General features: G+C 31.6%; 11 protein-coding genes. 6 read left to right on the top strand and 5 right to left on the bottom strand.

Annotation, left to right across the window (positions count from 1 at the left end):
• Nucleotides 1-8 precede the first annotated feature (8 nt).
• The 3 genes from NAB20_RS04605 to NAB20_RS04595 all read right to left on the bottom strand — a co-directional run bounded on the left by NAB20_RS04605 (nt 9) and on the right by NAB20_RS04595 (nt 2,805).
• Nucleotides 9-1,331, bottom strand: coding sequence for a TolC family protein (locus tag NAB20_RS04605; RefSeq protein WP_105195947.1), 1,323 nt, complete (start codon nt 1,329-1,331; stop codon nt 9-11).
• The gene (locus NAB20_RS04600; RefSeq protein ID WP_088392991.1) at nt 1,332-1,928 is read right to left on the bottom strand and encodes a TetR/AcrR family transcriptional regulator; all 597 of its coding nucleotides are present in this window, start codon (nt 1,926-1,928) and stop codon (nt 1,332-1,334) included.
• 97 nt (nt 1,929-2,025) lie between these two features.
• Entirely contained in the window at nt 2,026-2,805 is a 780-nt protein-coding gene (locus NAB20_RS04595; RefSeq protein ID WP_105195946.1) for an SDR family oxidoreductase, read from the bottom strand.
• Nucleotides 2,806-2,994: 189 nt separating this feature from the next.
• Here NAB20_RS04595 and NAB20_RS04590 point away from each other — a divergent pair, with 189 nt between their 5' ends.
• Both NAB20_RS04590 and NAB20_RS04585 read left to right on the top strand, forming a co-directional pair.
• Nucleotides 2,995-3,969, top strand: a complete 975-nt coding sequence (locus NAB20_RS04590) for a polyprenyl synthetase family protein (RefSeq protein ID WP_105195945.1) — start codon at nt 2,995-2,997, stop codon at nt 3,967-3,969.
• A 221-nt stretch (nt 3,970-4,190) separates the two neighbouring features.
• Nucleotides 4,191-4,547: a hypothetical protein gene (locus NAB20_RS04585; RefSeq protein ID WP_088392985.1), complete on the top strand. Its 357-nt coding sequence runs from the start codon at nt 4,191-4,193 to the stop codon at nt 4,545-4,547.
• Here NAB20_RS04585 and NAB20_RS04580 read toward each other — a convergent pair.
• Nucleotides 4,544-5,872 carry an alkaline phosphatase gene (locus NAB20_RS04580; protein ID WP_105195944.1) on the bottom strand — a complete coding sequence of 443 codons (1,329 nt, stop codon included), beginning with the start codon at nt 5,870-5,872 and terminating at the stop codon, nt 4,544-4,546. The two genes, NAB20_RS04585 and NAB20_RS04580, sit on opposite strands and share 4 nt — an antisense overlap.
• Before the next feature lie 247 nt (nt 5,873-6,119).
• Between NAB20_RS04580 and NAB20_RS04575 the strand changes: the two genes are divergently transcribed.
• Together NAB20_RS04575 and NAB20_RS04570 are read left to right on the top strand one after the other, a co-directional pair.
• Nucleotides 6,120-7,361 carry an MDR family MFS transporter gene (locus NAB20_RS04575; protein WP_375605600.1) on the top strand — a complete coding sequence of 414 codons (1,242 nt, stop codon included), beginning with the start codon at nt 6,120-6,122 and terminating at the stop codon, nt 7,359-7,361.
• The gene (locus NAB20_RS04570) at nt 7,358-8,254 is read left to right on the top strand and encodes a hypothetical protein (protein ID WP_088393648.1); all 897 of its coding nucleotides are present in this window, start codon (nt 7,358-7,360) and stop codon (nt 8,252-8,254) included. The genes NAB20_RS04575 and NAB20_RS04570 overlap by 4 nt, the downstream gene beginning before the upstream one ends.
• A gap of 683 nt (nt 8,255-8,937) precedes the next feature.
• Here NAB20_RS04570 and NAB20_RS04565 read toward each other — a convergent pair.
• Nucleotides 8,938-9,459: a hypothetical protein gene (locus NAB20_RS04565; RefSeq protein ID WP_235819774.1), complete on the bottom strand. Its 522-nt coding sequence runs from the start codon at nt 9,457-9,459 to the stop codon at nt 8,938-8,940.
• Between the two features lie 137 nt (nt 9,460-9,596).
• On the opposite strand from NAB20_RS04565, the gene NAB20_RS04560 reads away from it, so the two are divergent.
• A complete protein-coding gene (locus tag NAB20_RS04560) occupies nt 9,597-12,356 on the top strand; it encodes a 2-oxoglutarate dehydrogenase E1 component (RefSeq protein WP_375605774.1) in 2,760 nt (919 codons plus the stop codon).
• 57 nt (nt 12,357-12,413) lie between these two features.
• Nucleotides 12,414-13,625 carry a 2-oxoglutarate dehydrogenase complex dihydrolipoyllysine-residue succinyltransferase gene (gene odhB / locus NAB20_RS04555; RefSeq protein WP_105195941.1) on the top strand — a complete coding sequence of 404 codons (1,212 nt, stop codon included), beginning with the start codon at nt 12,414-12,416 and terminating at the stop codon, nt 13,623-13,625.
• Nucleotides 13,626-13,655: the final 30 nt, after the last annotated feature.

Below are 13,655 nucleotides of genomic sequence, written 5' to 3'. Positions count from 1 at the left end.
ATATAATTTTAGTTCTTTAATAATAATTTTTCTAAAGCAGCTCTTTTGGTAATAACTTCTACCATAGATTGTAAATAAGCTTGTTGTGAGGCGTATAATTGACGTTGCGCTTCTGTAAATTCAAAACTGGTAGATAAACCTTCTTTAAACTTAACATTTTGTTTATTTTCAATTCTTTCCGATAAACGTAAGGTATTTTTTGCATTACCATATTGTGCCACACTGTATTCAAAATCACTTTTTGCTTTCTGATATTGAAGCTTTAACTTTTGCTCTGTTTCAATTAATTTGGTTTTTGCTTGTTCAAATGTAATTTTTGCCTGATCTGTCTTTGCTTGTCTTCCAAAAGAGGTAAATAATGGGATATTTAAACCAATCGAAAGCGTAGAGTAGTCATACCATTTTTGATTTGCATTAAACATAGTAAAACGACTATCAAAAGTATTCGCTCCAAAATTTATTTGAGCACCTAAAGAGGGTAATGCTTTACTTCTTTCTAATTTTAATAGTAGTCGATTCGTTTCTACTAAATTATTATTAATTTGATAATCTACTGTATTTTTAGTATCAAAGTTTTGTGATAGAACAGCTAAATCTACATTTTGTGATGCTAGTACATCTAATTTTTCTGTCAGTTGAATTGTTTGATCAATTTCTATTCCCATCAAAAGTTTAAGCATATTAGTTGCTATTACTTCCATTCGTTTTGCATAATCTAATGCACTATTAATTTCTGATAATGTAATTTGTAATCGTTCTACGGATTCCTCTTCAACAAATCCATTTTTATATATCTGTTTTGTATCGTTTAATGTTTTTTCAAGTACCTGTCTATTACGTTCTACAATCATGATACTTTCTTGTGCTAACAAAACATCTCCATAAGCTTTAGTGGTTATTTCCCTTATTTCTTGTTCTGTCTTAATTTTAGCGTATTGAGAAATTTTTAGGTATGTTTTAGCTGACTCTAGACCTACTAAATAAGAGCCGTCAAAAATTAATTGACTCAATGTCAACTTCGCATCCATAGAATTATATTGACCAAATTGTAATGCAGTAGGCATTCCATTGATATTAATTACACTGGTAGCAATTTTAAAACTATTTTGATATCCCACATTAGCACTAACATGAGGTAACCCTATGGCTGTTGTTTCCCATTTCTTCTTTTGAGCTATTTCTATATCCCTAGCTGCATTGATCGTGCTATAGTTATTTTTTGTCGCGTGATCTACAGCTTGATTTAAACTAAATGAATAGTTCATTTTTTCTTGTGCAAAAGTTTGCCCTAAAAAAAACACCGTTAATAAAAGTTTATGCCAATTTTTCATCTAATTATTATATTTCAGTAATTGTTTTTCTAACTCTTTTACGCCTTTAGATGTAGCAAGTGCTCTAGTATGATATTCTAAGGCTTCTAATTCTAATTTTAATGTATCACTTTCAAACTGTGTATTTCCATTGATACTAAATATAAGTGTATAATAAAATTGTATATATGTAGGTATATGCACCTCTTTTCTGTAGAGTCCTTCTTTAATTCCTTTCTGAATATTTTGCCCAAACATTTCATTACAATCTTCTATTTCTGTCTCAATTAATTGATTATAAATTTCAGGATAATGCTTTTTTAATTGATATAGAGGTGAATTATCATACGATTGGAACATTTCTTTAAAGATCTTACGTATTTCAAAATTTTCTTCTATGGCATTATAGTTTTTTGCTACAATTTCATCTATCACCCTGTGTACTTTTTCATGAATAACAAAAGTAGATGCTCTTATTAAGGTTTCTTTATTACTAAAAAATTTATAAATTGTTTTCTTAGAAATACACATTTCAGAGGCAATATCATCCATAGTAACACTTTTGAAACCTAATTTCAAAAACATATCAGCTGCCTTAGAAATAATTTTATCTTTCATATACTTAAAATTTATTTTTCAGCGGTAACAAATAGTATCGCTTTTTTAATCAATGGGTGTTTATTTATAATAACCCACTGTTAGTAGTAATCTTATACTATGCTGTTTCTTGAATAAATCGTGTAATTTTGGTAACCCATTTCCTAGGGGTAAACCGAACGGTATTTGCTAATAGTGTATTTTTTATTCCATGTATTGCTACGGTATCTCCTCTTAACATGGCTTTGTACCCATAGCAAGCAACTTCTCGTGATGTAGGCAATTTTTTATTTTTGACTAATTTACTATCTTCCATATCTGCCATTGACTGAAATCCACTTTCTGTTGCACCAGGGCATAACGCTGTTATCGTTACACCTGTTCCTTCTACCTCATTAGCTATAGCTTCTGTAAAATGTAAAACGTATGATTTTGTTGCATAATATACTGCCATTAAAGGACCCGGTTGGAAGGCTGCCGTAGATGCCACATTCATAATCTTACCACTCTTACGTTTGACCATATCTTTTAAAAATATATGTGTAAACTGTGTTAGAGCAGTTATGTTTAATTGAATCATTTGATCTATTTTATTCCAATCTGATTTTGTAAACAAACCAAAATCTCCAAAACCAGCATTATTAATCAAATAATCTATGGTTAAACCGTATTTTTTAACCTCATTATAAATATTTAAAGCAGCACCTCTCTTTGCTAAGTCTTCAGAAATAGTGTAAACCCGAATGTTATTTTTAGCTTTTAATTCTATCTTCAAATCATCTAATCTCTGTCCATTTCTAGCTACAAGTACTAAATCATTCCCTTTTTCGGCATGAATTTTAGCTAATTCTAATCCAATACCACTTGAAGCTCCTGTAATTAAAACCGTTTTTTTCATCTCCTCTATTTTTCAAATAATCTAAAAATCATCATCCTATTTTATTATTAAATCTATACTTTTAAAAGTCAGGCAAATATACACAGGAAACTTTAAACACTTAAAAAGTTTCTTTATTTTTTATTTTTTTTAACATTTAATTAAACAGGCAGTTCTCAACTTTTAAATTATTTTAGCAAAAAAAATAAAATGCAGGCAATTACTACCTACCAAGATATCATTACAAAACATTTTGAGGACTTATCCATCAAAAAAGACCCTTTAAACTTATACGATCCAATCCAATACATCTTATCTCTAGGAGGAAAAAGAATACGCCCTGTATTGACACTAATGGCTACTGAAATTTTCGATTGTTCTTATAAAAAAGCACTTTCCGCAGCTACAGCGGTAGAAGTTTTTCATAATTTTTCTTTGGTTCATGACGATATAATGGATAACGCTCCCTTAAGAAGAGGACACGAAACAGTTCATGAAAAGTGGAATATTAATACAGGAATACTTTCTGGTGATGCTATGCTTATATTAGCCTATCAATACTTTGAAGATTATGAACCTATCATCTTTAAAGAATTAGCTCAATTATTTAGTAAAACAGCACTTGAAGTCTGCGAAGGACAACAATATGATGTAGATTTTGAAACTAGAAAAAATGTAAGTGTTACAGAATATCTTAAAATGATTGAGTACAAAACAGCTGTACTAGTAGGAGCTGCTCTAAAAATGGGTGCTATAGTAGCCCAAACTTCTTCTGTAAATGCCCACTTAATTTATGAATTTGGTTTAAACTTAGGAATTGCTTTTCAACTTCAAGATGACTATTTAGATGCTTTTGGGGATCCTTTAACCTTTGGAAAACAAATAGGAGGTGACATTATAGAAAACAAAAAAACATATCTTTATATAAAGGCGTTAGAGTTTGCTTCTAAAGAAGAAAAAAATCAATTACAACAGTTGTATTCTATACAATCTGAAAATAATACAGATAAAATTGAAACGATCAAAAAAATATTTAATTCTACAGGTGCTAGTACAGCCACACTAGAAGCCATCAAAGAATATACACTCAAATCTTTTGCCACACTGGAAAAAATAAACATTAGCGAAGAAAAAAAAGTTATTCTAAAAACATTTGGAGAAAACTTAATGAATAGAAATGTTTAACCAATAACTATCTTTAATCCAATAAACAAGTAAAAAGCTTTTATCTAAGACCATTTTAATATTGCTTTATTTCTTATTGAAATGGTTTGTTTTTTGATTGAAACGAAAAAATCATAAATACTTTTATTTTATTTCACACCCAAAATTGCCATTAAAAATCTTAGATATTTGTGAAAACATTTTTTAACATAAACTCTTAGCTTAAGTAATACTGATTAAAATTGAACAAGTTTATCGCTCCTCAGAATACTGATTTAATAATTTCAGAAGCTCAAAAAGAAGAATTATACCATAAACTTATTGAACAACTCCGTAAAGATTTTTTATTAGCTAATGAAAATTTAGATATAGCAGATTCCATTACTCCCATTGAGTTAAAAATACAGTTACATAAAAAGGTTTACCTACTAGTACAAAATAAATTCAACGAGTATTTAAACCTTTTATATATTATTGATGTAAAAGAAGATGAGATAAAAAAACTCGACGGTTTCAATCTAGCTGAACTCGCCGAGCAAGTAAGTTATCTTATTCTAAAAAGAGAATGGCAAAAAGTATGGTATCGAAATCGATACTAATACCCTAATTCTTTTTTAGTAATTACCCTATTCCACAACTCTTTCCCTTCATGATCAAACAAAGATAGCTTAACTTGTCTATCATCTTTATCACCTGAAAAAGATAACAATCCAAAATTATGTTGTACAAATACACTACCTTCCACACGATTTTTATTATCTTCTTTTAATCCTGAATTAGAAGGATTTGAAGTTAGTGGAGAAACAGTCCAATCATACAGCGCATAATTACTTCCTCTCTTTAACATAGATAATTCTGCAAAATGACGATCTCCTGTTAAAAATAAAACTCCTTTAATTTCATTCTTAGCAATTTCATTAAGTAAATATTCTCTTTCTTGAGGATAGGTTGCATAATTTTCAAATTTTGAAGCTGAATTCAGCACTTGACCTCCCACAACTAAAATTTTAAAAGTAGCTTTAGAAGAAGACAACGCATCTATTAACCATTCTAATTGTTCTTTACCCAGCAGAGTTCTTTCTCCTGTTTTGCGATCATTGGGTGATTTAAAAAAGCGGTTATCCAATAAAAAAAACTGTGCATCGCCCCAATTAAAGGTAGAGTAAATGCCTTGTGTTTGAGCAACATCTAAACCATAAGATTTATTAGCCCAAAAATCTTTGAATGCCTTTTGAGTATGTATTTTATAATTAAAACTTCTATCTCCATCATTAGGACCGAAATCATGATCATCCCAAATAGCATAATTTTGGGTACTCGCTAATAGTGGCTGAATTTCTTTAACACTTCGAGTATGCGTATAACGAAGATAAAGACCTGATAAACTTTCATCAACTTCTCTTAAATAAATATTATCTCCTCCCCACAGCATAATATCTGGTTTTTTAGCAGCTATACTCGTAAAAACATTATAATTACTCCCATAAGGCTTTCCTGGTCTATCAACCTCTGGTTGATTAATATAAACACAACTACCAAAAGCAACTGTAAAATCAGGTGCTTTCTCACGCCATTGCCATAATTTCTTAGATTCAAAGGTAGTTGGATATGGTAATTTTATAAGCTTATTATCTAGATATACTTGATACCCATATTTTTTTCCTGGTTCTAATTTTTCTAGAAGAACGTGACAAGTATATCCTGATTCTTTCTTTGTACTATAAACTTCTGAAAACATTTTTTTTGCAGGATTTGCTAATTCAAAATATTCTAATTTCACATTCGCACTAGTTGTTGTTTGCAACCAAATTACAGCTTCTGTCATTTCACAATAGCCCACCATAGGACCTGATTGTAACATTTCTCTTTGAGCAAATAATGAAAAGACTTGAATCAAAAAGAAAAAAGAAAAAATTTTTTTCATCTAAAATAAATTTAACTACAAGGCAATTTATTAATTAATATTTCTTTTAATTTGAAAAATAATATTAAATCAAATTTTGCCTATTGAAGATTGTTTATTACAAAAATAACAAATATTATTTGACTATAGAAATACAACACAATTCATTACGGTTTTACCGTATATTTTGTTAAAACAAAAAGAAAAAAATACCCAAAAAAATAGGTTTAATTAACTTAGCCCAAGATTTCCCCTAAATCTACATTATATGAAAAAAACAACTACCTATTTGGATAACTTCAAAGGTTTTTCCAAAGAAATTTGGATTCTTACATTCATCACCTACATTAATAGGGCAGGCGCCATGGTTATGCCTTTTCTTAGCAACTATTTACACAAAGGATTTTCTTTTACACTTCAAGAAGTGGGATGGCTTATGAGTTCTATAGGCATAGGCTCTTTTTTAGGAAACTGGATAGGAGGCAAATTAACCGATAAAATAGGCTTTTACACCGTTATTCTTTCTAGTCTATTATTGGTTGGTTTTGGTTTCATTTCATTAATGTTTTTATATGACTTTATAGAAATAAGCATTGGACTATTTATTTTAACAGCGATAGCCGATATGTACAAACCAGCTGTTTATGTGGCCATTGGATGTTTTAGCAATTTTTCTAACAGAACCCGTTCGCTTACCCTCATAAGATTAGCAACTAACTTGGGTATGTTTACAGGCCCTATTATTGGAGGTGTACTCATTGCTAACAACAACTATGATCCTTTATTTTGGATAGATGGTATAAGTTGTATTATAGCAGTAATACTATTTTTGTATTTAATAGATGAAACAAAAATAGACATTTATGCCAAAAGAGTAGAACAACTAAAAGAAAGTACAAATACAAAAAACTCTATATTTAGTGATTCTAATTTTGTCATTTTTCTTTTGGGTTCTTTTATTACTGCTTTATTGTTCTTTCAGCTTTTCACCACATTGCCCGTATATAATTCTTCAAAGTTTAACTTTAGTGAAATGCAAATAGGATTATTATTATCGTTAAATGGATTATTAATATTTCTTTTTGAAATGCCAATCATTGGATATCTTGAAAAAATCAAAATCAAAAACACAAAAATTTTTCAAATAGGAAGTCTATTTATGACTCTCGGATTTTTCTTTTTAATTTTTGCCAATTGGATTTTTTTACTCATGCTGAGTATTGCATTCATCACCTTAGGACAAATTCTAATATTTTCATTTGCTAACTCTTTTGCTTTCAACAAAGCCACTCCTGGTCAAGAAGGAAAATACATGGCACTATATTCTATGAGTTTTAGTTTTGCTCAAATCTTAAGCTCAAAACTCAGTTTCAGCATCATTGAAAACTATAGTTTTAATGCTAATTGGATTTTTATGGTTCTTATTGGTATTTTAGGAATTTATATTTATTTCAAACTAGACAAAAATTTAAATCAAACTCCTCCTTTTAACCAAACTGTAATATCATGACAACCTCTATAAACAATAAAAGTTTTAAAATTATTATTACCTTATTATCCTTATTATTACTGAGTAGTTTGGTTTACATCTATAAGATGTCTGCTCATTCTAAAGGTATTATCATATCATTACGAAGCGAAAAAGCAGAACTAACTAATGATTTAGAAAAAGTAAAATTAGCACTAGAAAACACCCTTACTAAAGAAGGACACTTAAGTAAAGAATTATTAGAGGAAAGAAAAAAAGTGAATGACCTTTTAGCAAAAATCAAAAATGAAAACTATACTCCATCTCAAATGGCTAAATATCAAATTGAATCAAAAAATTTAGAATTGAGAATAGGCTATCTTATGAATCAAATAGAACGATACAAAAAAAGAATAGATAGTACGGAAAGTGAACTGATTGCTTCTAATACAGAACTGAAAAGCATTAAAAAAACAAATGAAGATTTAAATACAAACAACTTAAATCTAAATAAAAAACTACAAATAGTAGATGAAAAACTAAGTAAAGCCTCTAAGCTTAGTTTTTCTAATCTAGAAATAGCCGCTTTTAGAATAAAATCATCAGGAGAACTCATTCAGACAGATAAAGCCAACAAAACAAACTTAATTAAAATTAGCTTCTTAATTAGTGAAAACGAACTCGTAAATCCTCAGAACAAAACTTTTTATTTTCAGCTATTTGACCCCAACAATGAACTAATAACACATAACGAAATGACTACAACTGGAGAAAGAATAGAAGATTACACAACTATGTCATTCGTTCATTACCAAAATAAGGCCATGAAAATAGAAAAAGGAATTCCCTTAAAAAACCCTATTCCAGGTGTCTATCAATTAAAAATTTATGATGCTGCTAATCTTATATTAAGTAATAGCTTTGAAATCAACTAAAAAAGAATCTCAACAATATTTTCTAATTACTCCGTAAATACTCAAAAAACATTAATACACTATATGCTTTTAACTCAAATTCCGGACTAGCCTTCGTTGTGAAACAAAATTTTTCAATACATTCAAGTACTCACGAAAATTTTAAAAGAAGAAATAGCCAACTATTTTCATAATTAAAATTTGGAGTACATACTCAAATTGGAAGAAGAACAAGGCAAAATAAATTTAAGCTTTGCCAATTCACTTCGAGTCTAATCCTAAATTTGGATTTCATTATTTATGTATTAATGTTTTTCACATAAATATCCGAAAAAGACCATGCAATTAATTTCGCATTTTTCCTTCATTAGAACCAACTACACAAAAAACTTTATAATGAAAACAATAAAGAACAAAGAAGATAAAAATACACCGAAATCTTGCCTTCAAATTAAGGATATCTAAAAAAATAACTTAACATATAGTTCCTCAATTCGGAAGGAGCTCCGAAAACTTTGTTCAAACAAACCAAAGTAGTCGCATTAGCAAGATTATGCAATTCATTTCGTTTATTCATTTCATTCAAGTCTTCCTTTGAATAAATTAAGATTACATCCTTTTAGAACAATTTAATTGAGGCCAAAAAATACTGTTTTAGATGCTAAATCTATTTTATCTGAAATAAATTTATCCCACAACTTGGTCTAAAATACAACTCTAACAAAAGGCATCCAAGCGGATGTATACAGATCGTTTGAATTTTTAAAAAGAAGATTATAACGCAAACCCATCGTAACATGATTCATCCTATAACCTCCTCCTAAAAACAAAGCCGTATTCCAAAAATCATTTGAACGACGATTTAAAGCAGTCGTATAATCTAAATTCACACGTAATTGTTCTATATCGGCTGATAATTGCAGATATTCAGCTGGACTATACAAAACACTACCTGTTATTCCGTAAATAAAGGAGGTAAAATTTCCAGAATTTTTAACATAACTACTAGTCAGTCCAACTCCGACACCAGTCTTATCATCAAAATTATAATACATAACAGGCGAAACTGAAACATTAGTATAATTATTCCCTATAGAAAGACCTAATCCTCCTCCAAAACGAACACGATCCCAAAAGCGGTTTACAGAAGAATTTGTTTCTAAATTTTGAGCTTGATTAATAGATGAAAACAAAAAAAAACTGAAAAAAAATACATTTTTTATCATTAGACTCTAATTTTGGATATATATTTTAAAGAATTAAAAATTAATCATATAAATATACAGTTTTATTGGCTATATTAGTCTAAAAGTTTTTACTTTTGCAATAATTTTTTAACCAAAAATTGTCATTAGACAGCATTATGGATAGGTTTTCCTTTTTAAACGCAGCACATACGGCTTTTTTTGCCGATTTATATGATCAATATTTAGTAAATCCTGACAGTATTGAACCTTCTTGGAGGGCTTTCTTTCAAGGATTTGATTTTGCCAATGAATTTCCAAATGGATTTGAAGGTCAAGCTTCTATTTCAGAAGGAGCTATAAACAACGCTCAGTTAACTGAAAAAATTCAAAAAGAAATAAAAGTACTTCAGCTTATAGAAGCTTATCGTACAAATGGACATCTATTTGCCAGTACAAACCCTGTAAGAGATAGAAGAGTACACAGTCCTAGTCTAGAAATTGAAAACTATGGTTTATCCGCTTCTGATTTACAAACTGTTTTTCAAGCCACAAGTTTCGTAACAGGTAATCCCACTACCTTAGCGGACTTAATCGCTTTATTGAAGAAATTATATTGCCAGTCAATGGCATTCGAATACAAATACATTCGTGACCCAAAAACACAAGCATGGATTGAGCAAAAAATCAATGCTATGGCAAACGATGTAACAACAGATAAGAAAAAAATTATCATTGAAAAATTAAACGAAGCCGTTTCTTTTGAAAGTTTCTTACATACTAAATATGTGGGACAAAAACGTTTCTCTTTAGAAGGTAACGAAGCCGTTGTTCCTGCTTTTGACATCTTAATTGAAGAAGCAGCTGAACTAGGTGTAGAACAATTAGTTTTAGGAATGGCACATCGTGGTCGTCTAAATGTATTAACGAATGTTTTTGACAAAGAGCCTAAAAAGATTTTTAGCGAATTTGACGGTAAAGATTATGCCGATGCAGATCATTTTGATGGTGACGTAAAATACCACTTAGGTATTACTACACCCAAAACAACTCGTAAAGGAAAAGGCATCAACATCAACTTAGTACCTAACCCATCGCACTTAGAAACTGTTGCGGCTGTCGTAGAAGGAATTACACGTTCTAAACAAGACCGTTTCTTCCCAACACAACCTAGTAAAGTATTACCTGTCATTGTACACGGTGATGCGGCAGTTTCAGGTCAAGGTATCGTATATGAAGTTGCCCAAATGGTACACTTAGATGGTTACAAAACCGAAGGTACTATTCATGTGGTTATCAACAACCAAGTAGGCTTTACCACTAACTACACCGATTCTCGCTCAACTACTTACTGTACTGACATTGCCAAATTAACCTCATCTCCTGTTATCCACGTAAATGCGGATGATGCAGAAGCGGTAGTAAAAGCAATGCTTTTTGCCCTAGAGTATCGTATGGAATTTGGCTCTGATGTGTATGTCGATATTTTAGGTTACAGAAAATACGGACATAATGAAGGTGATGAACCTCGTTTTACACAACCTGTTTTATATAAATCCCTTTCAAAACATAAAAATGTAAGAGATTTATATGGTGCTAAATTGGTTGAACAAGGTGTTATTTCAGCTTCTTATATAAAAGAAATTGAAGATGCCTACAAAGCTAGATTAGACGAAAATTTAACTGCATCTCGCGAAGAAACCTTAACTGTAATCGAACCGTTTATGCAAGACGAGTGGATTGGTTTCTCTAAAGCAAATCAAGCTAAAATGCTAGAAAAAGTGAATACGGCTGTAGCTAAAGACACTTTAGATGGTATTGCTAAGATTGTAACAGAGTTACCAGAAGGTAAAAAATATATCAGCAAAATACAAAAGCTTATCAACGATAGAAAAGCGATGTATTTTGAGAAAAACCAGTTAGACTGGGCTATGGGTGAAATGTTAGCCTATGGTTCATTATTAACAGAAGGGTACAACGTTCGTATTTCTGGTCAGGATGTGGAGCGAGGCACCTTTTCTCACCGTCACGCTGTGGTAAAAACAGAAGATACGGAGGAAGAAGTAATCTTATTAAACGACGTACCTAACAAAAAAGGGTATTTTAATGCTTACAATTCCTTATTATCTGAATACGGTGTAGTTGGTTTTGATTATGGTTATGCTATGGCATCGCCAAAAACATTAACTATTTGGGAAGCACAATTTGGAGATTTCTCTAACGGAGCTCAAATTATGATTGACCAATATATCTCTGCTGCAGAGGACAAATGGAACAACCAAAACGGTTTGGTTATCTTAATGCCTCACGGATATGAAAACCAAGGAGCAGAACACTCTTCAGGACGAATGGAACGCTACTTACAACTTTGTTCAGAACAAAATATGTATGTGGCCGACTGTACTACCCCAGCTAATTTCTTCCACTTATTAAGAAGACAAATGTTGGCAGATTTCCGTAAACCCTTAATGGTTTTTACTCCTAAGAGCTTATTACGTCATCCTGAAGCAGTTTCTTCAATTGAAGAATTCGCTACAGGTTCATTCCAAGAAGTTATCAATGATACACATGTAAATCCAGCTGATGTAAAAACATTAGTTTTCTGTACGGGTAAATTCTATTATGACTTAAAAACAGCAAGAGAAGCACAAGGAAGAAACGATGTAGCTTTAATAAGAATCGAACAATTATTCCCATTACCAGTGGAACAGTTAAAAGCGATTATTGCTTCGTATCCTAATGCAACGGATTATGTTTGGGCACAAGAAGAGCCAAGAAATATGGGAGCTTATGGATTTATGTTAATGAATTTCAACGAAGTGAAATTCCGTGTAGCATCACCTAAAGCGTACAGTGCACCTGCATCAGGAAGTTATACACGTTCTAAAAAACGTCATGCTGATGCTATAGCAATGGTTTTCGACAAAACCTTAATATAATAAAAAATATATTTTTGATAAATAGATAGATAACAACACTTTATAAAATTATAAAAGATGATTTTAGAAATGAAAGTCCCTTCGCCAGGGGAATCAATCAAGGAAGTGGAAATTGCTACTTGGTTAGTACAAGACGGAGATTATGTAGAAAAAGACCAGGCGATTGCTGAGGTTGATTCAGATAAGGCAACATTAGAATTACCGGCTGAAATGAGCGGAATCATCACGCTTAAAGCTGAAGAAGGTGACACAGTAGCTGTAGGTGCAGTAGTATGTTTAATTGATACGAGTGCAGCTAAACCAGAAGGTGGTGCAGCTCCAATAGCTGAGAAAAAGGCAGAAGCGCCAAAAACAGAAGCGCCAAAGTCAGCTCCAGCACCTACAACAACGTATGCAACAGGTTCAGCTTCGCCAGCAGCTAAAAAAATATTAGCAGAAAAAGATATTGACCCTACAACAGTTACAGGTACTGGTAAAGCAGGTCGTATAACTACCGAAGATGCTTTAAACGCAAAAGCTTCTATGGGTACACCTACAGGTGGCTCTCGTGGTTCTCAAAGAACAAAATTATCTATGTTACGTCGTAAAGTAGCAGAGCGTTTGGTTTCAGCCAAAAATGAAACCGCTATGCTAACTACTTTCAACGAAGTAGATATGAGTGCTATATACGCCTTACGCGATGAGTACAAGGAAGAATTCAAAGCAAAACACCAAATGGGATTAGGCTTTATGTCTTTCTTTACCAAAGCCGTTACTCGCGCATTACAACTATTCCCTGATGTAAACTCAATGATTGACGGACAAGAAAAAGTGTCTTTCGATTTTTGTGATATTTCAGTAGCCGTTTCAGGACCAAAAGGTTTAATGGTTCCTGTAGTTCGTAACGCTGAAAACTTAACTTTCCGTGGTGTTGAAGCTGAAATCAAGCGTTTAGCTATTCGTGCACGTGATGGACAAATCACTGTTGATGAAATGACAGGAGGAACATTTACTATCTCTAATGGCGGTGTATTTGGTTCTATGTTGTCTACACCTATCATCAACCCTCCACAATCAGGAATCTTAGGAATGCACAATGTAGTAGACAGAGCAATTGTTAAAAACGGACAAATCGTTATTGCTCCTGTAATGTTCGTTGCTTTATCTTACGACCACCGTATCATCGACGGACGTGAGTCTGTAGGTTTCTTATGTGCTGTTAAAGAAGCTTTAGAAAACCCAGCAGAAATTTTAATGGGAGGCAATCCAAGAAAAGCATTGGAATTATAATTATTGATTGAAAAAAAGCAATCTTAAATA

The organism is Flavobacterium davisii, assembly GCF_042182265.1.
Classification (GTDB): Bacteria; Bacteroidota; Bacteroidia; order Flavobacteriales; family Flavobacteriaceae; genus Flavobacterium; species Flavobacterium davisii.
Note: the sequence above shows the minus strand (reverse complement) of the source record. Positions and strands in the feature narration are given on the sequence as shown.

Coding starts and splice junctions, on each gene's coding strand:
- NAB20_RS04565 (WP_235819774.1), bottom strand. CDS start 9,459: ATGATAAAAAATGTATTTTTTTTCAGTTTTTTTTTGTTTTCATCTATT.
- NAB20_RS04590 (WP_105195945.1), top strand. CDS start 2,995: ATGCAGGCAATTACTACCTACCAAGATATCATTACAAAACATTTTGAG.
- NAB20_RS04600 (WP_088392991.1), bottom strand. CDS start 1,928: ATGAAAGATAAAATTATTTCTAAGGCAGCTGATATGTTTTTGAAATTA.
- NAB20_RS04575 (WP_375605600.1), top strand. CDS start 6,120: ATGAAAAAAACAACTACCTATTTGGATAACTTCAAAGGTTTTTCCAAA.
- odhB (WP_105195941.1), top strand. CDS start 12,414: ATGATTTTAGAAATGAAAGTCCCTTCGCCAGGGGAATCAATCAAGGAA.
- NAB20_RS04570 (WP_088393648.1), top strand. CDS start 7,358: ATGACAACCTCTATAAACAATAAAAGTTTTAAAATTATTATTACCTTA.
- NAB20_RS04595 (WP_105195946.1), bottom strand. CDS start 2,805: ATGAAAAAAACGGTTTTAATTACAGGAGCTTCAAGTGGTATTGGATTA.
- NAB20_RS04580 (WP_105195944.1), bottom strand. CDS start 5,872: ATGAAAAAAATTTTTTCTTTTTTCTTTTTGATTCAAGTCTTTTCATTA.
- NAB20_RS04605 (WP_105195947.1), bottom strand. CDS start 1,331: ATGAAAAATTGGCATAAACTTTTATTAACGGTGTTTTTTTTAGGGCAA.
- NAB20_RS04560 (WP_375605774.1), top strand. CDS start 9,597: ATGGATAGGTTTTCCTTTTTAAACGCAGCACATACGGCTTTTTTTGCC.